The organism is Streptomyces kaniharaensis (assembly GCF_009569385.1).
Lineage (GTDB): Bacteria > Actinomycetota > Actinomycetes > Streptomycetales > Streptomycetaceae > Kitasatospora > Kitasatospora kaniharaensis.
Map to the genome: position 1 here is coordinate 1 of NZ_WBOF01000006.1, position 21591 is coordinate 21591.

Annotated in this window: 16 protein-coding genes and 1 pseudogene; 13 read left to right on the forward strand and 4 right to left on the reverse strand. The window is 70.2% G+C overall.

Going from position 1 to position 21591, the window contains the following annotated elements; all coding sequences use genetic code 11:
• The coding region (locus F7Q99_RS37100; RefSeq protein WP_153470996.1) for a DEAD/DEAH box helicase at positions 1-339 on the reverse strand (339 nt) is incomplete at its 3' end.
• A gap of 275 nt (positions 340-614) precedes the next feature.
• Positions 615-818 (reverse strand): cold-shock protein, encoded by a 204-nt coding sequence (locus F7Q99_RS37105; RefSeq protein WP_030916923.1) that lies wholly within the window; start codon positions 816-818, stop codon positions 615-617.
• Positions 819-1268: 450 nt separating this feature from the next.
• Between F7Q99_RS37105 and F7Q99_RS37110 the strand changes: the two genes are divergently transcribed.
• From F7Q99_RS37110 to F7Q99_RS37150, 9 genes are all read left to right on the forward strand, one after another.
• Positions 1269-1490: a hypothetical protein gene (locus tag F7Q99_RS37110; RefSeq protein WP_153470999.1), complete on the forward strand. Its 222-nt coding sequence runs from the start codon at positions 1269-1271 to the stop codon at positions 1488-1490.
• A gap of 173 nt (positions 1491-1663) precedes the next feature.
• Positions 1664-3493: an APC family permease gene (locus tag F7Q99_RS37115; RefSeq protein WP_230211298.1), complete on the forward strand. Its 1830-nt coding sequence runs from the start codon at positions 1664-1666 to the stop codon at positions 3491-3493.
• A 385-nt stretch (positions 3494-3878) separates the two neighbouring features.
• A complete protein-coding gene (gene kdpF / locus F7Q99_RS37120; protein WP_141633550.1) occupies positions 3879-3968 on the forward strand; it encodes a K(+)-transporting ATPase subunit F in 90 nt (29 codons plus the stop codon).
• 1 nt (position 3969) lies between these two features.
• Positions 3970-5634 carry a potassium-transporting ATPase subunit KdpA gene (kdpA, locus tag F7Q99_RS37125; protein WP_153471004.1) on the forward strand — a complete coding sequence of 555 codons (1665 nt, stop codon included), beginning with the start codon at positions 3970-3972 and terminating at the stop codon, positions 5632-5634.
• Positions 5634-7757 carry a potassium-transporting ATPase subunit KdpB gene (kdpB, locus tag F7Q99_RS37130; protein WP_153471007.1) on the forward strand — a complete coding sequence of 708 codons (2124 nt, stop codon included), beginning with the start codon at positions 5634-5636 and terminating at the stop codon, positions 7755-7757. The genes kdpA and kdpB overlap by 1 nt, the downstream gene beginning before the upstream one ends.
• 17 nt (positions 7758-7774) lie before the next feature.
• Positions 7775-8410 (forward strand): potassium-transporting ATPase subunit KdpC, encoded by a 636-nt coding sequence (kdpC, locus tag F7Q99_RS37135; protein ID WP_153471010.1) that lies wholly within the window; start codon positions 7775-7777, stop codon positions 8408-8410.
• A gap of 133 nt (positions 8411-8543) precedes the next feature.
• Positions 8544-11114 carry an ATP-binding protein gene (locus F7Q99_RS37140; protein WP_153471013.1) on the forward strand — a complete coding sequence of 857 codons (2571 nt, stop codon included), beginning with the start codon at positions 8544-8546 and terminating at the stop codon, positions 11112-11114.
• On the forward strand, positions 11111-11785 hold the full coding sequence (locus tag F7Q99_RS42255; protein ID WP_326847529.1) for a response regulator transcription factor: 675 nt from the start codon (positions 11111-11113) through the stop codon (positions 11783-11785). Before F7Q99_RS37140 ends, F7Q99_RS42255 begins: the two co-directional genes overlap by 4 nt.
• A gap of 301 nt (positions 11786-12086) precedes the next feature.
• A complete protein-coding gene (locus tag F7Q99_RS37150; protein ID WP_153471016.1) occupies positions 12087-13538 on the forward strand; it encodes a hypothetical protein in 1452 nt (483 codons plus the stop codon).
• 377 nt (positions 13539-13915) lie between these two features.
• Here F7Q99_RS37150 and F7Q99_RS37155 read toward each other — a convergent pair whose 3' ends face one another.
• Positions 13916-15463 carry a Na+/H+ antiporter gene (locus tag F7Q99_RS37155; protein ID WP_153471019.1) on the reverse strand — a complete coding sequence of 516 codons (1548 nt, stop codon included), beginning with the start codon at positions 15461-15463 and terminating at the stop codon, positions 13916-13918.
• Positions 15464-16141: 678 nt separating this feature from the next.
• On the opposite strand from F7Q99_RS37155, the gene F7Q99_RS37160 reads away from it, so the two are divergent.
• From F7Q99_RS37160 to F7Q99_RS37175, 4 genes and pseudogenes are all read left to right on the forward strand, one after another.
• Positions 16142-16969, forward strand: a complete 828-nt coding sequence (locus F7Q99_RS37160; protein ID WP_153471432.1) for an FAD binding domain-containing protein — start codon at positions 16142-16144, stop codon at positions 16967-16969.
• The gene (locus F7Q99_RS37165) at positions 16966-19695 is read left to right on the forward strand and encodes a molybdopterin-dependent oxidoreductase (RefSeq protein ID WP_153471022.1); all 2730 of its coding nucleotides are present in this window, start codon (positions 16966-16968) and stop codon (positions 19693-19695) included. The genes F7Q99_RS37160 and F7Q99_RS37165 overlap by 4 nt, the downstream gene beginning before the upstream one ends.
• Positions 19692-20669, forward strand: coding sequence for an antibiotic biosynthesis monooxygenase (locus tag F7Q99_RS37170; protein ID WP_153471025.1), 978 nt, complete (start codon positions 19692-19694; stop codon positions 20667-20669). The genes F7Q99_RS37165 and F7Q99_RS37170 overlap by 4 nt, the downstream gene beginning before the upstream one ends.
• Before the next feature lie 321 nt (positions 20670-20990).
• Positions 20991-21248 (forward strand): annotated as a pseudogene (locus F7Q99_RS37175) (hypothetical protein); the annotation flags it as partial.
• Here the strand turns inward: F7Q99_RS37175 and F7Q99_RS37180 are convergent.
• Positions 21211-21591 (reverse strand): class III lanthionine synthetase LanKC N-terminal domain-containing protein, encoded by a 381-nt coding sequence (locus F7Q99_RS37180; protein ID WP_153471027.1) that lies wholly within the window; start codon positions 21589-21591, stop codon positions 21211-21213. The pseudogene F7Q99_RS37175 and the gene F7Q99_RS37180 sit on opposite strands and share 38 nt — an antisense overlap.

Genomic DNA, 21591 nt, shown 5'->3' on the forward strand with positions numbered 1-21591 from the left:
CGGCTCGGCCTGCTGTCCGGCGATGCGGGCCAGCACAGCCAGGCCGAACGCGAGTGTCTTGCCGGAGCCGGTGCGGCCCCGTCCCAGCACGTCGCGGCCGGCCAGCGAGTTCGGCAGCGTCGCGGCCTGGATCGGGAAGGGTGCGGTGACGCCCCTCCGTGCCAGGATCGTCAGCAGTTCCTTCGGCATGTCCAGTTCGTCGAAGGACTCGACGGCGGGCAGCGCCGGCACGGTAGTCGCCGGCACCGCGAACTCCTGCCGAGAGGCGGACCCCGCGCTGCTGCCCGGTGCGGATCGGGAACCGGCGTTCCGGTGCGGAGGGCGGCTGGAACGGTTCATGCGGGAGACCCTCCTCGGGACGGCATGTGACGTACGGGTCGGCTTTCACCAGGAAGGCGGAAGCGGAGAACCCTGAACCGTGGACCGCCTGGGCGTGATGCCGACCCGGACGTGGCGCTGTCCGTTCGTGTGGGACGGCGGCCGGTTGACCGGATGCGCCCGGGCCGGAACAGCCCGGTGGCGCGTGGTGACGCAAAGCCGAGGGGGCCCGCACCGGGCATCATGTGCGCGGTGCGGGCCCCCTCGTTGCCAGGCGGTTGCCCTGGCAGTGGGAACTACAGCGGGCGAATGTTCTCGGCCTGCGGGCCCTTCTGGCCCTGCGTGACGTCGAACTCGACCTTCTGGCCCTCGAGCAGCTCGCGGAAGCCGCTGGCGTTGATGTTCGAGTAGTGGGCGAACACGTCCGGGCCGCCACCCTCCTGCTCGATGAAGCCGAAGCCCTTTTCCGCGTTGAACCACTTCACGGTGCCATTAGCCATGTAAGAAATCTCCTTCAAGGGACTTTCCGACACTCGCACGATACGAGCGCCGAGTCACCGCGATGAGCGCCCGCCCGGAAAAGATCCGGAAAACAAAAATGCGCCCGCGATACATCAGCAGGCGCACACAAAGTTCATGGGAACCACTACTGCAACTCCTTCGACTGTAGCAGCTCCGAACCCGCTACGGTGGGACATTTCCGCACCGGTTTCGGAGGAGGTGGCCTCCCGCGCTGTCGGACCGGATCCGTCTTGTATGCCAACGAGCTTTCCAGACAAGGCAGTTGATCTGGGCGTCGCGGCGCCCCTGCGCGGCGGCCGACCTGTGGTGGTCTTCCGGATTCATACTCCCGAGGGAGTGTCGTTCGACACATCCGACATTTCGGGCATCCGGAATTCGGGCCGTCAGAAAAGGTCGTCCCCCGCGTTCCACGGCGCATACTGGCGTGGATGAGGAAACCTGAAGCAGTCCGCCGGCACCTGCCCACCAGTCCCTTCAAGGCCAAGGCCGAAGCACCGCGCAAGCACTTCGCCCTCGGCGACCGTGTCACCCACGACGCCTATGGCCTCGGCCGGGTCATCGGCGTCGAAGGCGATACCGCGGTCCTGGTCGACTTCGGATCACGACAGGAGCGCATCACCGAGCCGTACACCGGGATGTTCAACCTCTGACCCGGCCACCGCAGGCCCCTCGCCGTGTTTCCTGCGGCCTGGGGCCGCGGCACATCGGTGCCGTCAAGATCGCGTCAAGGCGTGCCCGGATCGCGTCAAGAGCATGTAGCGAACGGAATGCGGGGGCCGGCGGAGCTCCACGATCGTGCCAATCACGATCGATGGAGAAACACATGTCCGACATCACTGCCGTGGCCGTCACGGCCGAGCCCGAGCCGCCTGATACCGGCGCGGGGGACGAACGGCACCGCCTCACCGCGTTCGGCGGCCTGGCCGCGCTCTCGCTGGACGCCATGGCCTCGGTGGCGTACGGGCCGGAGTCGATCGTCCTGGTGCTCGGCACGGCGGGGGCGTACGGGCTGGGCTTCACGCTGCCCGTCACGGTGGCGATCGCGGTCCTGCTCGCCGTGCTGGTGGCCTCCTACCGCCAGGTGATAGCGGCGTTCCCGGACGGCGGTGGCTCGTACGCGGTGGCCAAGGCCCACCTGGGCCGCCGGACGGCGCTGACCGCGGCCGCCTCGCTGGTGATCGACTACATCCTGAACGTGGCGGTCTCGGTGACGGCCGGGGTGGCGGCGCTGACCTCGGCCGTGCCGAGCCTGTACGACGACCGGGTCTGGCTGTGCCTGGGCGTGCTGGTGCTGGTGACCGCGGTGAACCTGCGCGGGATCGCCGAGTCGGCCCGCTGGTTCATGGCGCCGACCGCCGTCTTCGTCGTCTCGATCCTGGCCATCATCGTGGTCGGCCTGTTCCGGGACGCCCCCGCGAGCACCGAGGCCGCCGCCGGCCACGCCTCCGCGCTGGCCGACAACGCGACGGCCGTCGGCGCGCTGCTGCTGCTGAAGGCCTTCGCCGCCGGGTGTTCGGCGCTGACCGGCGTGGAGGCGGTGGCGAACGCCGTCCCGTCCTTCCGGACGCCACGGGTGAAGCGGGCACAGCACACCGAGGTCGCGTTGGGCGCGCTGCTCGGCGTGATGCTGATCGGCCTGGCCGTGCTGATCGGCCGCTTCCACCTCCAGCCGGTCGAGGGCGTCACCGTGCTCGCCCAGCTGGCCGACGCCTCACTCGGCCACGGCGCCGCCTTCTACGTCGTCCAGTTCGCCACCGTGGTCCTGCTCGGCCTGGCCGCCAACACCTCCTTCGGCGGTCTGCCGGTCCTGCTCCACCTGCTCGCCCGGGACAACCACCTCCCGCACGTGTTCGCGCTGCGCGCCGACCGGCAGGTGCACCGGCACGGCGTGCTGTTCCTGGCGGTGGTCTCGGCGGCGCTGCTGGTCGGCTCCGGCGGCGACGTCAACAGCCTGGTGCCGCTGTTCTCGATCGGCGTGTTCGTCGGCTTCACGATCTGCCAGGTCGGCATGGTGCGGCACTGGTACCTGAAGCGACCGGACGGCTGGCAATGGAAGGCCCTGCTGAATGGTTTCGGCGCGCTGCTGACGGGCGTCGCCACGTTCGTCGTCACCGGCACCAAGTTCACCGAGGGCGCCTGGGGCATCGTGGTGGCGCTGCCCCTGCTGGTGTTGCTCTTCGAGCTCATCCACCGCAGCTACCAGCGGATCGGCGAGCGCCTGGAGATCGGCCGGGTACCCGGTGCGGTCACCCGTCAGCGCAGCCTGGTCGTCGTCCCGGTCACCACGATCACCCGGCTCACCCGGGACGGCCTGTCGGCGGCGCTCTCGCTCGGCGACGAGGTGCTGGCGGTCACCGTGGTGCACGAGCCGGCCGAGGCGGAAGCGCTGCGCCGGGACTGGGAGCTGTGGCGGCCGGGCGTGCCGCTGGTGGAGATCCCGGACGACCACCGCCGGCTGGGCCAGCCGATCGCGGCCTTCGTCAACAGGCTTGGCGAGGAGCGCGCGTACGACCGGCTCACGGTGCTGATCCCCGAGGTGGAGCCGTCCCACTGGTGGCAGCGGGCGCTGCAGAACCGGCGCGGCGCCGTGATCGACCGCGCCCTGCGCCGGAGCACCGACGCGGTGGTCTGCCGCCTTCGGATGCGCATGTAGCGGCGGGCCGGCCGCCAGCCGAAGCGTTCAGGACAAGCCGCGGTCTCGGGTGCATGACGCGGATATCAACGCCGCGTCAATGTTTCCGGACCACCCGTATGGACGGCATCAGGGACGCCTGACGCGCCCCCCATCGGCTGGTTTGCTGCAACCGCTGGTTTTCAGCCGATGCTGTGAGGCCGCCCTGGCCGTGCACGGTTACGTCCCCCTATCACTGTGGTGGAGCCCATGTCCGATCTCATCTACGTCGGTGTCACGGTCGCCGTGTTCGCCGTCATCGCCCTGATCGCGCGAGGGGTGGAGAAGCTGTGAACGAGCGCAGCGAGCGAACCATTGTCAGGTGCGTGTTGCGCGAAGCGCCCGCCGAGCGCAGCGAGGTGGGCGCATGAGTGCCGAGAACCTCGCAGGTCTCATCGTCGCCGTCGCGCTCGTCGGCTATCTCGTCGTCGCGCTGATCTACCCGGAGAAGTTCTGACATGAGCTCCACTCTCGCGGGCTGGCTGCAGGCCCTGGCCCTGGTGGCCGCGCTGGTCCTGTGCTACCGCCCCCTGGGCGACTACATCGCCCGGATCCTGACCACCTCCAAGCACCTCAGAGTCGAGCGAGGCATCTACAAGGTCATCGGCGTGGACGGTGACGCCGACCAGCGCTGGCCGGTGTACCTGCGCTCGGTGCTGGCCTTCTCGGCCGTCTCCGTCCTCTTCCTGTACGCCCTGATCCGGCTGCAGACCTTCCTGCTGCTGAACCTCGGCGTTCCGCAGATGGAGGGCCACCAGGCGTGGAACACCGCGATCTCGTTCGTCACCAACACCAACTGGCAGTCCTACAGCGGTGAGTCCGCGATGGGCCACCTGGTGCAGATGATGGGCCTGGCGGTGCAGAACTTCGTCTCCGCGGCCGTCGGCATCGCCATCGTCGCGGCGCTGATCCGGGGCTTCACCCGGAACAGGACGGATCGGCTCGGCAACTTCTGGGTGGACCTGGTCCGGATCAACCTGCGGCTGCTGCTGCCGCTGTCGATCGTCTTCGCGTTCGTCCTGGTGGCCAATGGTGTGATCCAGAACTTCCACGGCTTCCACGAGGTGGCCGGTCTCGCCGGTGACGTGCAGAAGGTCCCGGGCGGGCCGGTGGCCTCGCAGGAGGTCATCAAGGAGCTCGGCACCAACGGTGGTGGCTTCTTCAACGCCAACTCGGCGCACCCGTTCGAGAACCCGACGGGTTTCACGAACTGGCTGGAGATCTTCCTGATCCTGCTGATCCCGTTCGCGCTGCCGCGGACCTTCGGCCGGATGGTCGGCGACAACCGCCAGGGTTACGCCATCGCGTCCGTTATGGCGATCTTCTGGGTCGCGTCGACGGCGCTCCTCACCTTCGCCGAGTCGCAGCACGGGGGTACCGCCCTCCAGGCCGCCGGCGCCGCGATGGAGGGCAAGGAGCAGCGCTTCGGCATCGCCGCCAGCTCGTTGTTCGCCGCCTCGACGACGCTGACCTCGACCGGTGCGGTGGACTCCTTCCACGACTCGTTCACGCCGTTCGGCGGCGGCATCAACATCTTCAACATGATGCTGGGTGAGATCGCGCCCGGCGGTGTGGGCTCCGGCCTGTACGGCATGCTGATCCTGGCGATCGTCGCGGTGTTCGTCGCCGGTCTGATGGTCGGGCGCACCCCCGAGTACCTGGGCAAGAAGCTCGGCGGGCGCGAGATGAAGTTCGCCTCGCTGTACATCCTCACCACTCCCGCGCTGGTGCTGGTGGGCACCGGTGTGGCGATGGCGCTGCCGGGTGAGCGGGCCGGGATGCTCAACAGCGGTGCGCACGGGTTCTCCGAGGTGCTGTACGCGTTCACCTCCGCGAGCAACAACAACGGTTCGGCGTTCGCGGGCATCACCGTCAACACCGACTGGTACGACACAGCGCTCGGTCTGTGCATGGTGTTCGGCCGTTTCCTGCCGATGGTCTTCGTGCTGGCGCTGGCCGGGTCGCTGGCCCAGCAGCAGCCGGTTCCGGCCACCCCGGGCACCCTGCCCACCCACAAGCCGCTGTTCGTGGGCCTGCTGTCGGGCGTCGTCCTGATCGTCGTCGGCCTCACCTACTTCCCGGCCCTGGCTCTCGGGCCGATCGCGGAAGGTCTCTCCTCCTGATGTCCTCGTCAACGCTTACCCCCTCTCCCACGCCGGGCTCTCCCACGCCGGGCGACAAGACCGAGGGCGCGGCCTCCCACAGAGTCTCCAGCGGCCTCCTCGATCCGAAGCTGCTGCTCTCCTCGCTGCCGGACGCGGTGAAGAAGCTCGACCCCCGGGTGATGGTCAAGAACCCGGTCATGTTCGTGGTCGAGGTCGGCTCGGTCGTCACCACGATCTCCGCGATCGCCCATCCCAGCGTTTTCGCGTGGTCGATCACCGTCTGGCTCTGGCTGACCACGGTCTTCGCCAACCTGGCCGAGGCTGTTGCCGAGGGCCGCGGCAAGGCCCAGGCCGACACGCTGCGCAAGACCAAGACCGAGAGCGTCGCCCGCCGCCTCACCAACTGGCCTGCCACGCAGGACGAGGAGGAGGTGCCGGGTACGGCCCTGCGGCTCGGTGATCACGTGGTGGTCGAGGCCGGGCAGATCATCCCCGGTGACGGTGATGTCGTCGAGGGTGTCGCGTCGGTGGACGAGTCGGCGATCACCGGTGAGTCCGCGCCGGTGATCCGCGAGTCGGGTGGTGACCGCAGTGCGGTGACGGGCGGCACGAAGGTGCTGTCCGACCGGATCGTGGTGAAGATCGCCTCGGAGCCCGGCAAGTCGTTCATCGACCGGATGATCGCCCTGGTCGAGGGCGCCGCCCGGCAGAAGACGCCGAACGAGATCGCGCTGAACATCCTGCTGGCCTCGCTGACCATCGTCTTCCTGGTCGCGGTCGTCACGCTCCAGCCGATGGCCACGTTCGCGGGCGCGCCGCAGTCGATGATCGTCCTGGTCGCCCTGATCGTGGCGCTCATCCCGACCACCATCGGCGCGCTGCTGTCCGCGATCGGCATCGCCGGCATGGACCGGCTGGTGCAGCGCAACGTGCTGGCGATGTCCGGGCGCGCCGTCGAGGCCGCCGGCGACGTCAACACCCTGCTGCTCGACAAGACCGGCACCATCACCCTGGGCAACCGCCAGGCCGCCGAGTTCCAGCCCGCCGAAGGCGTCGAGATCGGCGAGCTGGCGGACGCCGCCCAGCTCTCCTCCCTCGCGGACGAGACTCCCGAAGGCCGTTCGATCGTGGTCCTCGCCAAGACGGAGTACGGTCTGCGGGCCCGCGCCCAGGGCGAGTTGACGCATGCCACGTGGGTCCCGTTCACCGCCCAGACCCGCATGTCGGGTGTGGACGTGGACGGTACGCAGGTCCGCAAGGGCGCGGCCGGCTCCGTCGCCAACTGGGTCACCGAGAACGGCGGTTCGGTCGGATCGGACGTGGCGCAGCTGGTGGACGGCATCTCCGCGGCCGGCGGTACGCCGCTGGTGGTGGCGACGAAGGTCGGCTCGGCTCCGGCCAAGGTCCTGGGTGTGATCTACCTGAAGGACGTGGTCAAGGAGGGCATGCGGGAGCGCTTCGACGAGCTCCGTCGGATGGGCATCAAGACCATCATGATCACGGGCGACAACCCGCTGACCGCCAAGGCGATCGCGGAGGAGGCCGGCGTGGACGACTTCCTCGCCGAGGCCACGCCCGAGGACAAGATGGCCCTGATCAAGAAGGAGCAGGAGGGCGGCAAGCTCGTCGCGATGACCGGCGACGGCACCAACGACGCCCCCGCCCTCGCCCAGGCCGACGTCGGCGTGGCGATGAACACCGGGACGATGGCGGCCAAGGAGGCCGGCAACATGGTCGACCTGGACTCCAACCCGACCAAGCTGATCGAGATCGTCGAGATCGGCAAGCAGTTGCTGATCACCCGCGGCGCGCTGACCACGTTCTCGATCTCGAACGACGTGGCCAAGTACTTCGCGATCATCCCCGCGATGTTCGCCGGGGTCTACCCGGGCCTGAGCCACCTCAACATCATGGGCCTGCACAGCCCGCAGTCCGCGATCACCTCGGCGATCATCTTCAACGCCCTGGTCATCGTCGGTCTGATCCCGCTCGCCCTCCGTGGCGTCCGTTACCGGCCCGCGGACGCGAGCTCGCTGCTGGCCCGCAACATCGGGATCTACGGCATCGGCGGCCTGATCGTGCCGTTCGTCGGGATCAAGCTGATCGACCTGATCGTCCAGTTCATCCCCGGCCTGAGCTGAGAAAGGAGTCCACCGCAATGTCCAAGCCCCTGCCCGCCATCGTGCGGACCCACTTCACCGCGCTGCGCGTACTCCTGGTGCTGACCGTGATCCTCGGGATCGTGTACCCGCTGCTGGTCACCGGCATCTCGCAGGTCGCCTTCAGCGACAAGGCCAACGGCTCGATCGTGACGTCCGACGGCAAGGAGATCGGTTCCAGTCTGCTCGGCCAGAACTACAACCTGCCGAAGAAGAACCCGGACGACCCGAAGGAGGAGGCCCAGCCGGACCCGAAGTGGTTCCAGCCCCGGCCTTCTGCCGCCGGCACCGGCTACGACCCGTCCTCGTCCGGCGCCTCCAACCTCGGCCCGAACAGCGACGACCTGCTGAAGGCCGTCAACGACCGCCGCGCCGCCGTCGCCGAGTTCGACGGCGTCGACCCGGCGAGCGTCCCGGCGGACGCGCTGACCGCCTCCGGCTCCGGCCTCGACCCGCACATCTCGGTGGCCTACGCCAAGGAGCAGGTCAACCGGGTCGCCAAGGAGCGCAACCTGCCGGCGGAGACGGTGAAGAAGCTGGTCGAGAAGTGCGCCGAGGGCCGTTCGCTCGGTTTCCTCGGCCAGGACGGTGTCAACGTCGTCCTCCTCAACAAGGCTCTGAGCGAGTCGAAGTGACGTTACGTCAGTTGATCGCATGACCTGGCCGGCCCGGGTGTGGGAGTACGTCTCCCGTGCCCGGGCCGGCTGCCCCACATCTGCACAAGTGCACCACCCATCTGTCAGCTCCTCGAAGGAATGAGCAGCGCCCATGGCCCGCGACCTCACCCCCGGCACCGGCGTCCGCCGCGGCCGGCTGAGGGTGTACCTCGGTTCCGCCCCCGGGGTCGGCAAGACCTACCGGATGCTCGACGAGGCGCGGCGCAGACAGGAGCGCGGGGCCGACGTCGTGGTCGGGTACATCGAGTGCCACGGCCGCCGCCACACCGAGGGCATGCTGACCGGCCTGGAGATCCTGCCGCGCATCCAACGCTCCTACCGGGACGCCGAGTTCGAGGAGATGGACCTCGACGCCGTGCTCACCCGCCGCCCCGGCGTCGTCCTGGTCGACGAGCTCGCCCACACCAACATCCCGGGCGGCCGCAACGCCAAGCGCTGGCAGGACGTCGAGGAACTCCTCGCCGTCGGCATCGACGTCATCAGCACCGTCAACGTCCAGCACCTGGAGTCGCTGAACGACGTCGTCCAGAAGATCACCGGCATCCCGCAGCGCGAGACCGTCCCGGACGAGGTGGTCCGCCGGGCCGACCAGATCGAACTCGTCGACATGGCCCCGCAGGCGCTGCGCCGCCGCATGGCCCACGGCAACGTCTACAAGGCGGAGAAGGTGGACGCCGCGCTCTCCAACTACTTCCGGGTCGGCAACCTGACGGCCCTGCGCGAACTCGCCCTGCTCTGGGTCGCCGGGCGGGTCGACGAGGGCCTGCGCGACTACCGGGCGGCCCACAGCATCGACCGCGTCTGGGAGACCCGCGAACGCGTCGTGGTCGCCCTCACCGGCGGCCCGGAGGGCGAGACGCTGATCCGCCGCGCCGCCCGGATCGCCGACCGCACCGCCGGCGGCGAACTCCTCGCCGTTCACGTCTCCCGCAGCGACGGCCTGGCCGGCGCCTCCTCCGGCGCGCTCGCCCAGCAGCGCCAGCTGGTCGAGACCCTCGGCGGCAGCTACCACGTGGTCGTCGGCGACGACATCCCCACCGCCCTGCTGGCCTTCGCCCGCGCCCACGACGCCACCCAGCTCGTACTCGGCACGAGCCGCCGCGGCCGGATCAACCGCTTCCTCACCGGCCCCGGCAACGGGCAGACGACCATCGACGCGTCCGAGGACATCGACGTCCACATGGTCACCCACGAGTTCACCGGACGCGGCCGGCTGCTGCCCAAGCTCGGGCGCCGACATTCCCGGCGCCGCACCATCGCCGGATTCGCCTCGGGCCTTCTCGTGCCCGCGCTGCTCACCGCCGTGCTCTCGCAATTCCACCACCAGCTGAACCTGACCACGGACGCGCTGATCTTCCAGCTCGGTGTGGTGGCGGTGGCGTTGCTCGGCGGCGCGGTGTCCGCCGTGGTGGCGGCCGTCATCGCCTCGGTGCTGCTGAACTACTTCTTCATCCCGCCCGTCCACACGCTGACCATCGGCGAGACCAACAACATGGTCGCCCTGCTGGTGTTCGCCGCCGTCGCACTGGCCGTCTCCACGGTGGTCGACCACGCGGGCCGCCTCACCGCCCGGGCCGCCCGGGCCACCGCCGAGGCCGAGACGCTCTCCACCCTGGCCGGCAGCGTGCTGCGCGGCGCCGACGCGCTGCCCGCGCTGCTGGAGAAGTCCCGGACGGCCTTCGGCATGGACTCCGTCGCCCTGCTCGACAGCGTCACCGGGGAGACGATCGCCCGCAGGGACGGCGGTGGCGATGGCGTTGGGGGAGAGGTGACCGAAGTCGCGGTCGGCGAGCGGGCCGTGCTGGTGCTCACCGGCCGCCGGCTGCCCGCCGCCGACCAGCGCGTCCTCACCGCCTTCGCCGCCCACGTCGCCGCCGCACTCGAACGAGACCGGCTCGCCGTGGTCGCCGCCGAGATCGAGCCGATCAAGGCCGCCGACAGGATGCGCACCGCCCTGCTCGCCGCCGTCAGCCACGACCTGCGCACCCCGCTCGCCGTCGCCCTCGCCTCGGTCGGCTCGCTGCGCAGCCCCGACGTCGAGTTCTCGCCCGAGGACCAGGCCGAACTCCTCGCCACGGCCGACGAGTCGCTGGTCAAGCTCACCCGCCTGGTCGACAACCTGCTCGACATGAGCCGCCTCCAGGCCGGCGCGCTCACCCTCCACGTGGCGCCCACGCCGCTGGAGGACGTCCTGTTGCGCGCCATGGACTCGCTGCCCGAGCCGTACGCGCCGATCCAGCCGCTGGACCTCGACACCGCCCCGGCGGTGCTCGCCGACCCGCCGCTGCTGGAGCGCGTTCTCGCCAACGTGATCACCAACGCGCTGCGTTACAACGCGCCCGGCGCGCCCGTCCTGGTCACCGCCAGCCACCACGCCGACCAGGTCGAGATCCGGGTGATCGACCGCGGCCCCGGCATCGCCCCCGAGGACCGCGACCGGGTCTTCCTGCCCTTCCAGCGCCTCGGCGACACCGACAACACCACCGGCGTCGGCCTCGGTCTCGCCCTCTCCCGCGGCCTCGCCGAGGCCATGGGCGGCAGCCTGGAGGTCGAGGACACCCCTGGCGGCGGCACCACCATGCTGCTCACCCTGCCGGCGGCGCCGGAGGAGCAGAGCGGGGAGCCCGGCAGCGCTCAGCTGGAGAGGAGTGCGGACCGGTGAGCCACATCCTCGTGGTCGACGACGAGCCGGCGTTGCTGCGCACCCTGCGGATCAGTCTCCAGGCCCGGCGCTACTCGGTGCTCACCGCGGCCACCGGCCAGGAGGCACTGGACTCGGTGGGTCAGGAGCCACCCGATGCCGTCCTGTTGGACCTCGGCCTGCCGGACTTCGACGGGGTGGACGTGATCGAGGGCATCCGCTCCACACTGAGTGTGCCGATCATCGTGCTGACCGGGCGGGCCGACATCGAGGAGAAGCTCCGGGCGTTCGACGCGGGGGCGGACGACTACGTGACCAAGCCGTTCCTGATGGACGAGCTGCTGGCCCGGCTCCGGGCCGTCCTGCGCCGGCCCGCCCCATTCGCGCCCTCACCGTCGGCGCGGATCGGGCCGCACGCCATCGACCTGGACGCGGGGACGATCACCGGTCCGAACGGCCCGGTCCGGCTGACCCCGACCGAGTGGCGCATCCTGGCCCTGCTGCTGGCGAACCCCGGCCGGCTGGTGCCCGGACGGCGGATCCTGGCCGAGGTCTGGGGCCCGGAGGCGGAGAGCCGCGGCAACTACCTGAGGGTCTACTTCTCCAGCATGCGGCGCAAGCTCGAACCCGACCCCGCCCGGCCGCGGCACCTGATCACGGAGCCGGGGATCGGCTATCGGTTCGAGCCCTGACCTGCGACGCCAATGCTTCGTCAAGATGGCCGTCGGGCGCGTCAAGGACGCGTCAGGGCGGGCGGACGAACGTTCGACGGCACGTACGTTGATCTGCGAGGAAACGGTTCGCCACCCGGGCGTGGGGCCTGGCGGCGGACCGTTTGCCGAACCCCGGCCCCGGCGGGTTCCTCCGGGGATGGTTCGGCGGCCAGTGAAAAACAGGGGGAGGGGGCGCGCGGCGATGCCAACGGGTCTGTCGGGCAGTACGGCTGTCATGGGGAACGCGGTCGCGTCGGACACGGCGCGACAGGAGACAGCCGTGCCACTCCTCGCGCCGCGCGCCCCCCGTCACTGGCTCGGCCGCTCCTGGTACAGCCGGGCGTGGTGGACCACCCCGCGCCTGGTGCGCGGGCTCACCGGCCTGTGCCTGGTGGCCCTGATCGCCGCCGGCACCGCGACCGCCACCGTCCTGGGCGGCGCCCGGGACGGCACGGACGTGATCGGCCACCAGGCCGCCCCGCAGGTGGTGCGCTCGGCCGACCTCTACTTCGCGCTCAACGACATGGACGCCCAGGCCGCCAACCTGCTGCTGTTCGGCGCCGACCCGGACTACACGGCACTGCGCAAGGAAACCCTGGACACCTACGAACAGCGGCGCGCCCAGGCCGACAACGACCTGCAGCGCGTCGCGGAGGCAGTGGCCGGTGACGCGGCCGGGCAGCGGGCCGTGCAGACCGTCATCGGTGAACTCGGCCGCTACGAGGCCCTGGTGGCCCGCACCCAGCTGCTGGAGGACCAGGCGCACGCCTCGGCCGGCCGGCCGTCGGCGGACGCCCTCGGGGCCTATCAGCAGGCCACCGACCTGCTGCGCCAGCGCCTGCTGCCGGCCGTCGACGAGGTGACCAAGGCCAACGCGGCCGTCGTGGAGCGCAACTACGCCGACCAGCGCGACGCCCTGGCCGGGGGCTGGTGGGAAATCCTGGTCGCCGGCCTGCTCGCCCTGGCCGCCCTCGGGCTGCTCCAGCGGCTGCTCGCGGTGCGCTTCCGGCGGCTGGTGAACGTGCCGCTGGCCGTCACCACGCTGCTCGCCCTCGCCGGGCTGGTCACCGCGCTGACGCTGACCTCCCGGGCGGACCACCAGCTGGTGGTCGCCAAGAGCAACTCCTTCGACTCGGTGATCGCCCTCAGCCGGGCGCGCGCGGTGGCCTACGACCTCAACGCGGACGAGAGCCGCTACCTGACCGACCCCGCCCGGGCGGCCGCGTATGAGCAGAGCTTCCTCGACAAGACCCAGTCCTTCACGCGGGTCGACGGCGCGACCCTCGCCACGTACAACGACAAGCTGGCCGCGCTGGCCGACCGGCACCGGGCCGACCACCGCCAGGTGGGCTTCGGCGGTTACCTGGGCGACGAGCTGCGCAACATCACCTTCGCCGGTGAGCAGGACGCGGCGGAGCGGGTGCTCACCGCCTTCCAGCAGTACCAGCGGGACGACCGGAAGATCCGCGAGCTGAACGCCCAGGGCCGGCTCAAGGAGGCCGTCACCTTCAACACCGGCCTCACCCCGGGCCAGTCCAACGCCGACTTCGGCGCGCTCAGCGCCGCCCTCGACGACACCCAGGCGATCAACCGGCGAGCCTTCGAGGACGCGGTCGCCATCACGGACGACGACCTCGACACCACCACCGTCGGCCTCGGCGCGGCAGGCCTGGCCGCAGCCCTCGCCCTGACCGGACTGGGCGTACGGCCCCGCCTGCGCGACTTCGCCTGACCGGCGAGGCGGCAAGCTGCGGCCCGGGCCTCAGGTCCCGTCCGGCAGTGGCAGCGAGAACTCGTAGCCGTGTTCCGACGGCCCCTGGAGGAAGACCAGTCGCACGGTGAGTCGGCCGGCTTCCGCGGCGATCGCGGGCTGTCCGGAGATGGAGCCCCCCGTCCGTAGGCCGTCGGTGCTCAGCCCGTGGGCGCCGCCGTAGTCGGTGTACTTGCGGGAAGCCTTCGAATTCCCTTCTGTGCAACGGTGGTTGCTCGAACTCCTCCACCCTGACCGCTGGGTTTCCGGCGCGCGCAAGGCACGCGGCATCAGGGAGCCGTATGGAAGCTCCAGGCCCGGCTCCGGATCGATCCAGGAGCCCGGAGGCCCGTAGGGCTTCACGCCTTGCCGAGGCCGGCTTCCTCCAGGTCGAGGTCGCGCTGGAGGAGGCGCAGGGTGGTGTCGCTGATGCGGTGTTCCTCGTAGAGGCGGCGCAGTTCGGTGTTCTGTACGGCGATGACCTCGCGCCGCAGCTGGCGGTGGGCGGCGTCGGCGGTGGTGCCGTCGGGGGTTTCGGGGGTGCGGTCGAGGCGGGCGGTGAGGCTGCGCCGGACCCGGTCGATGGCGGTCTCGGGCATGACTTCCAGGTTGGCGAGGTGTTCGACGTGATCGAGGGCCGCGTGGTTGAGGGCGTCGCGGGCCTCGTCCTCCTCGCGGGCGGTGTGCTCGGGTTCGAGGGCGAGTCCGGACCGGTTGACCACGGCGGCGAGGGTCAGGCCCTGGACGACCAGGGTGAACACGACGACCGATGTGGTGAGTACCAGGACGAGCGGGCGGGCGGTGAGCGGGGTGCGGTCGTCGGCGAGCAGCGGGATGGACAGGGCGGCGGCCAGCGGCATGACGCCCCGGGTGCCTGCCCAGGTGACCACCCCGGCGACCCGCCAGGAGAGCCGGCCGCGAGTGGGCTTGACCGCGCGGGTCAGTGGCAGGGTCCAGAGCACCCGGACGGCGATCAGCAGGGCCGCGAGTGCGAGCGCCTGAAGCGGCCACCAGCCGGTGCCGGCCGGCAGCTCCCGGACCAGGGTGGGCAGTTCGAGGCCGACGATGCTGAAGACGACGCTCTCCAGCAGGAACACGACCACGGCGTACACGGCGTGCAGTTGGAGGCGGATGTGGGCGTCGGTGAGGCGGTGGCCGGAGCGGCCGAGCAGGACGCCCGCGACGACGACGGAGGTGACGCCGGAGGTGTGGGCGGACTCCGCCAGCACGTAGGCCGCGTACGGGGTGACCAGCGCGATCACGGTCTCAAGGACCGGGTCGGTGGTGCGGCGGCGGATCAGCCAGACCAGCCCGGCGACGGCTGCGCCGATCACGCTGCCGCCGCCGCCGAGCAGCAGGAGTTCGCCGCCGGCGGCGGGCAGGTCGACGGTGCCGCCCACCGCGACCGCTATGCCGATGGCGACCTTGAAGAGGACGAGCGAGGTGGCGTCGTTGAAGAGGCTCTCGGCCTGGACGAGGACCTGGACCCGGCTCGGAAGCGCCAGGCGACGGCCGAGCGCGGTGACGGCCACCGGGTCGGTGCTGGACAGGACGGCGCCCAGGACGAAGGCCATCGCGGGCGGCAGGCCGGCGACGGCGACGGCCGCGAAGCCCACGGCGGCGGCGGAGGCGAAGACCAGCCCGAAGGAGAGGATCGTCACCGGGCGCCACACTGCGCGCAGGTCGCGCAGGGACAGTTCCTCGGCGGAGGAGTAGAGCAGGGGCGGCAGGACCACCAGGGCGATGGCCTGCGGCGGGACGTGCAGCGCGGGTACCCCGGGTATCAGCGCGGCCCCGATGCCGGCCAGCACCAGCAGCGAGGGAGCGGGTATCCGCCATCGCCGGGCGAAGGTGGCCACACTCGTGGCCAGAACCACCAGAACGAGAACGATCCCCACGGCGTGCATCTGCAGAAACGACCCATCGCAACCATCGGGGTCGCCGCCGCCCGATCGCTGCAGTCGTCCCCCGAGCCGACCAGACTTCCCGGCACACCAGTAGTCATTTTATCGGGTCTTTTGTGGGGCGGGTACGGGCGCGGCCGGGGTGGGCGGTGTCGGCAATCTGAGCGAATCACCACGGTGGAGGAGACCGGGCGCCTGCCCCACCTGCCCAGTGGCCGCAACCCGGGCGGCCACCGAAGCTGCCGTGGCCGACCGGGCAGTCCGTTCGGATGGTCGTGCCCGCCGTCGTGGCCCGGCTCGGCCTGGGCCGCCGCCGGTCCCACACCGACCAGCACCGGCGCCACCGCGGCGGCGGTCAGCAGCCGGCGCCGCGAGGGGCTCGCTGCCGCATCCGCTGTCCGAATCCGCCTCGAGCTCAGGACATCAGATCCTTAGTCAGGAAATCGGGCAGAGCCATGCAGCCACGGTTGCGCCGGATGCACGACCAGCGCCACCGCACCGACCCCGACGGCTCGGCGTCACGCCAAGGTCCTGACTTGGCGGGCCTGGCTCGTCCGGCTATACGCTTGAGATGAATCCCAGCGCCCGCCAAGGCTCCTCCAGGGCAGTTCGACCGCAGTGGCCCACACGGTGATTCGGGGGGCGGTCCGTCGCGCGGTGGTCGTCATGAGGGAGATTCCCATGGACCTCAACACCATCACGGAAGTCGTCCGGCGCCCGCCCGATCGGCCCGGGCTGGATTGGCGTGAAGGCGATGCCTGGCTGGCGGGCGGCACGTTCCTGTTCTCCGCCGAACAGCCGAGCCTGCGCCGCCTGATCGACCTGACGTCCTTGGGCTGGGATCCGCTCGTTCCGAGCGACACCGGCCTGGAGATCGGTGCGACCTGCACCATCCGCGACCTGTACGCCTTCGAGCCGCCGCGTGACTGGACCGCGGGCCCCCTCTTCGCCACGGGCTGCGAGGCGTTCCTGTCCTCGTTCAAGGTATGGAACTCGGCGACCGTGGGCGGCAACATCTGCCTGTCGTTGCCCGCCGGCCCGATGATCACGCTGACGGTCGCCCTCCAGGCCGGGTACGAGCTGTGGGCTCCCGACGGGTCGATCCGCGTTGTCGACGCCCTCGACTTCGTGACCGGCAACAACCGGAACATCCTCGCACCCGGCGAACTCCTGCGCCGCATCAGGATTCCGGCGAGCGCGCTGCGGAAACGCACCGTGCACCGCCGTTTCGCGCTGACCCACCTCGGCCGTTCGACGGTGTTCCTCATCGGCACCCAGACGCCCGGGACGAACGACCTGCTGCTCACCGTCACCGCCGGTACCACGCGGCCGGTACGGATCGCCTTCGACAGCATTCCCGACGCACGGACCCTTCAGCACAGCATCGATGTCATCCCCGCCGACCACTGGTTCGCCGACCCGAACGGGACCCCCGATCACCGGCGCCACCTGACCAAGCACTTCACCGAAGAAATTCGTCACGAACTCATGGCTGGGGGTCCGGCATGACCTTCATCGTGAACGGCAGGAGCTTCGACGAAGAGCCGGAAGCCGGCCAGTGCCTGCGCACCTTCCTCCGCTCGCTCGGCCACTTCGGCGTCAAGAAGGGGTGCGACGCAGGCGATTGCGGCGCGTGCACGGTGTGGCTGGACGGCGATCCGGTGCACAGTTGCATCACCCCCGCGTTCCGCGCGGACGGTCACGAGGTGACGACGATCGAGGGTCTCGGATCGTCGGGCGACCTGCATCCGATGCAGCGGCAGTTCCGTGACGCCCCGGGATTCCAGTGCGGCTTCTGCACGGCCGGGATGATCATGACGTCGGCCACGCTCACCGAGGCTCAGAAGGACGACCTTCCCCGGGCGTTGAAGGGCAACCTCTGTCGCTGCACCGGCTACCGGGCGATCGAGGACGCCGTGCGGGGCGTCACCGGCGTGGAGACGGCAGCCCCGGGGAAGGCCGTGGGGACGAGTGTCGGCGCACCGGCGGCCGACGATGTGGTGACAGGCCGCGCCGAGTTCACCATGGACACCCGTCTCGAGGGCATGCTGCACCTCAAGGTGCTGCACTCACCGCACGCGCACGCCAGGATCCTCTCGATCGACAAGACCGCGGCACTCGCGGTTCCCGGCGTGCGCCGGGTCTACACCTGGGAGGACGTGCCGCGCAAGCGCTTCACCACGGCGATCCACACCGACCATCTCGTCGATCCGGACGACACGTTCATCCTCGACAACACGGTGCGCTTCGTCGGCCAGCGCGTCGCAGCCGTCCTGGCCGACACCGTCGGGGCGGCGGAGGAAGGCTGCCGGAGGGTCGTCGTCGACTACGACGTCATGCCGGCCGTGTTCGACCCCGAGGAGGCGATGGCCGAGGGCGCGCCGCAGCTGCACGGCACGGACGACCCCTTCGTCCGGGATCCGGTCCACAACATCCTGCTGGAGATCCATTCGCACATCGGTGACGTCGACGCCGGATTCGCCGACGCCGACGTGATCCACGAGGGCACGTACTCCTCCCCGCGCGTGCAGCACGCGCACCTGGAGACCCACGGTTCGATCGCCTGGATGGCGGACGGCCGCCTGAACGTGCGGACCAGTTCGCAGTCGCCGTCGATAGCCAAGGTCAAACTCGCCTATCTGTTCGCCCTGCGGCCTGACCAGCTGCGCGTGTTCTGCAAGCGGGTCGGCGGCGGCTTCGGCGGCAAACAGGAAGTGATCTCCGAGGATCTGGTCGCGCTCGCCACGCTGGACACCGGGCGGCCGGTCTGCTTCGAGTACACCCGCGAGGAGGAGTTCACCACGGCCTCGCCCCGGCATCCGATGACGCTGACGGTCAAGCTCGGTGCGAAGGCGGACGGGACGCTCACGGCGTTCCAGGTCCGCAACGTGTCGAACACCGGCGCCTACGGCAACCACGGCGGTGAAACGCTGTACGCGGGTGGTGCGGCCGTGATGATCTACCGCTGCCCCAACAAGAAGTACGATGCCTTCGCCGTCTACACGAACACCGTTCCGAGCGGGGCGCTGCGTGGATACGGGATGACGCAGCCGGCGTTCGCCGTGGAATCGGCGATGGACGAACTGGCCCGTGCCCTGCACCTCGACCCGCTCGAACTGCGGCGCCGCAACATCGTCCGACCGGGCGATCCGCTCGTCGCCCTGCACGACGGACCCGACGACGTGCTGTTCACCGAGGACGGACTCGCCAAGTGCATCGACCTAGTGGACGCCGCGATGGCCCGAACGGCTCACGAGCCGTCACCGGGGCCCGAGTGGCTCGTCGGAGCCGGCGTGGCGAGTTCCCTGCACGAGACCGCGCCCCCGACCGAGCACATCTCGGAGGCCTGGGTCACGCTCGGCGACGACCTGGTGTACGAACTGGCCGTCGGGACGGTCGAGTTCGGCGAGGGCACCTCGACCGCCCATGTCCAGATCGCGGCCAACCAGTTGGGCACGACGCCGGAGCGGATCCGCCTGGTGCAGTCGGACACCGACCGCACGGGATTCGACACCGGAGCCTTCGCGAGCGCGGGACTCTTCGTGGCAGGCAACGCCGTGCTCCGTGCGGCCAACGCGGTGCGGGACCGGATCCTGGAGTTCGCCGCCGCCCACACGAGCGTCCACGTCGTGATGTGCTCGATGGACGACGACGGCGTCGTCTGCGGCGAGCAGCGCGTCTCCTTGGCGGACCTCGTCGCCCTGGCCCGCGCGCGCGGAATCCGCTTCACCGCCGCCCGCAAGGCCTACGGCTCGCCGCGAAGCGTCACCTCCAACACGCAGGGATTCCGGATCGCCGTCCATCGGGTGACGGGTGAGATCCGCATCCTCTACAGCGTGCAGGCCACCGACGCCGGCGACGTCATCAACCCCGTTCAGGTCCGGGGGCAGGTGGACGGTGGCGTCGCCCAGGGCATCGGCTTCGCGCTGACCGAGAACCACCAGATCGACGCGAACGGTGCCATGGCCAACCCGAACCTCCGCAACTACCGCATCCCCACCTACGCCGACATCCCCCGAACCGACGTGCTCCTGGTGGCGTCCTCGGACTCGGTCGGGCCGATGCGCTCGAAGGGCATGGCGGAATGCTGCATCAACCCGGTGTCCGCCGCCCTGGCGAACGCGCTCCACGACGCCACGGGCGTCCGCTACCGCGCGCTGCCGCTGACCCCGGAACGGATCTACAGCCGGCTGAACGAAGCCAGGCCGGTGTCGGCGACGGCCGGACCGAAATGACCACCGTGAAGCCCCGGGGCGAGGAGGCTGCGGCGACGGCCATCATCGGTCTGAAGGTCCGGCCGGGGCTGGAGCGTGAGTACGAGACCTGGCAGAAGGCCGTCAACGCCGCCGCCGCCGGCTTCGCCGGCCACCTCGGTGCGGAGGTCTCCCCGCCGACATCCCTGCAGCCCGACTGGGTCGTCGTCTACCGGTTCGACTCGATAGCCCATCTGCAGGCATGGATCAACAGCGCAACCAGGCAGAACCTGCTCGACGCCGGCAGCAGGCTGTTCGACGGTCCGGGAACCCAGCAGGTCGTCAGAGGCGGTGAGCAGGCACCGGATCCGCTCGTGACCGTCGTGGTCGCCCACCGCGTCCACCCCGACCACGTCGACGAGTTCCTCGACTGGCAGCAGCGCATGAGTCAGGAGGAGCGGACGTTCGAGGGCTTCCGCGGTACCGAGCTCTTCCGTCCGATCGAGGGGCTCCAGGACGAGTGGACCACGCTGTACCGGTTCGACAGCGCCGAGCACCTCGACGCCTGGCTGACATCGAGCACACGGCGGAAGATCCTCGCCGAGGGCGAGAAGTTCAACGAGTTCAAACTCCGGACGATCGACAACTCGTTCGGCAGCTGGTTCGCCTTCGAGGAGAACGGCAAGCAGGCGCCGCCGCCGTCCGAAACGAAAACCGCCATCGCGGTGTGGGTCGGCCTGTACCCGACCGTCGTGCTGCTGACACTCGCCCTGTCGCCGCTGAAGATGCCGCTGTGGATCGGACTGCTGGTGGGCAACCTGCTGTCGAGCTTCATCATGAGCTTCCTGACGATGCCCTACTACGTGAACCCGCTGCTCAAGCGGTGGCTCCGGCCCTCACCGGGCGCGTCGGCGGCGAGGACCAACCGCATCGGTCTCGGCATAGTCGCCGGGGTGACCGCGATCTGGGCCGTCGTCTTCTACCTCGTCACGACCCAGTTCTGGACGCTTCCCTGATCTTCAGGGGGCCCGGGCCGAAGCGTCTGGCCTTCTTCTGGGCGGAAGGCATCATCGCGGTCGCCGTGACCGTCACCGCGGCGACCGGGATCCGGACGGAAGTGCAGCCCACCGCCGCGCCGGACTCCTGAGGATCGGTCGCGTCAGGCCGCGTGTGGGGCGTAGGTGGCCGGACCGTTCGCTCGTTGCGCAGCCGGTCGCGGGTGTCCGCACCGGACTCGTCCTCGGCGACGAAGGCCCTCGCCTGCTTGACGACCACCTGCCCCCCTCTACTACCGCTACGGGCCCTTCACGGGCGACTACCGGACCGGCCGGAGCGGGCGGACCGAGTCGGTCATGGTGAGCCCGGACGGCCGGGTCTTCGACGGCCTGGCCGGCGGTTCCTACCGGTGCCCGCCCTGGGCCGAGGATCCCTTCGAGAACCGGCCCGGGGACGGCGCCCGGCCGGGCTCCTCCCGCGGATTCGGCGGTGGGCGCTACCGGGTCACCGGCGGCATCGTGCGCAAGCCGCAGGGCAACGTCTACCGCGCGGTCGACCGGGTCACCGGGCGGCATGCGGATCGACCCGCCGATCGCTGACGATCTGCGGACCCTCCCACCCGCGCAACACCGTGACGAGTTCGTCGGCGAGCCCGACGACGGTGCCGGGCGCCGGATAGACCGTGATCGCCTTCCCGACGGCGCCCGCACTCGACACACCGGAGTTGATCGCACGCAGGGTCTCCGGACTCCTGGCCCACTTCGCATGGCAGACGTTGCGCAACAGCACCGGCAGGACGAGGTCGGTCACGGCCTCGAGGCCGCCGGGACGGGCCGAGACGTGCAGCTTCCAATCGTGGTCCATCGCCGGCATCCGCGGATCGTTCAGGTACGACCACGTGTCGTCGGACCATCCGCTGCGGCCGGCGATGGACGCGGTCAC

What these genes read in the sequence shown, in the direction of transcription:
- F7Q99_RS37105 (WP_030916923.1), bottom strand. Translation starts at nt 818, where the DNA reads ATGGCTAATGGCACCGTGAAGTGGTTCAACGCGGAAAAGGGCTTCGGC.
- F7Q99_RS37110 (WP_153470999.1), top strand. Translation starts at nt 1,269, where the DNA reads ATGAGGAAACCTGAAGCAGTCCGCCGGCACCTGCCCACCAGTCCCTTC.
- F7Q99_RS37115 (WP_230211298.1), top strand. Translation starts at nt 1,664, where the DNA reads ATGTCCGACATCACTGCCGTGGCCGTCACGGCCGAGCCCGAGCCGCCT.
- kdpF (WP_141633550.1), top strand. Translation starts at nt 3,879, where the DNA reads ATGAGTGCCGAGAACCTCGCAGGTCTCATCGTCGCCGTCGCGCTCGTC.
- kdpA (WP_153471004.1), top strand. Translation starts at nt 3,970, where the DNA reads ATGAGCTCCACTCTCGCGGGCTGGCTGCAGGCCCTGGCCCTGGTGGCC.
- kdpB (WP_153471007.1), top strand. Translation starts at nt 5,634, where the DNA reads ATGTCCTCGTCAACGCTTACCCCCTCTCCCACGCCGGGCTCTCCCACG.
- kdpC (WP_153471010.1), top strand. Translation starts at nt 7,775, where the DNA reads ATGTCCAAGCCCCTGCCCGCCATCGTGCGGACCCACTTCACCGCGCTG.
- F7Q99_RS37140 (WP_153471013.1), top strand. Translation starts at nt 8,544, where the DNA reads ATGGCCCGCGACCTCACCCCCGGCACCGGCGTCCGCCGCGGCCGGCTG.
- F7Q99_RS37155 (WP_153471019.1), bottom strand. Translation starts at nt 15,463, where the DNA reads ATGCACGCCGTGGGGATCGTTCTCGTTCTGGTGGTTCTGGCCACGAGT.
- F7Q99_RS37160 (WP_153471432.1), top strand. Translation starts at nt 16,142, where the DNA reads ATGGACCTCAACACCATCACGGAAGTCGTCCGGCGCCCGCCCGATCGG.
- F7Q99_RS37165 (WP_153471022.1), top strand. Translation starts at nt 16,966, where the DNA reads ATGACCTTCATCGTGAACGGCAGGAGCTTCGACGAAGAGCCGGAAGCC.
- F7Q99_RS37170 (WP_153471025.1), top strand. Translation starts at nt 19,692, where the DNA reads ATGACCACCGTGAAGCCCCGGGGCGAGGAGGCTGCGGCGACGGCCATC.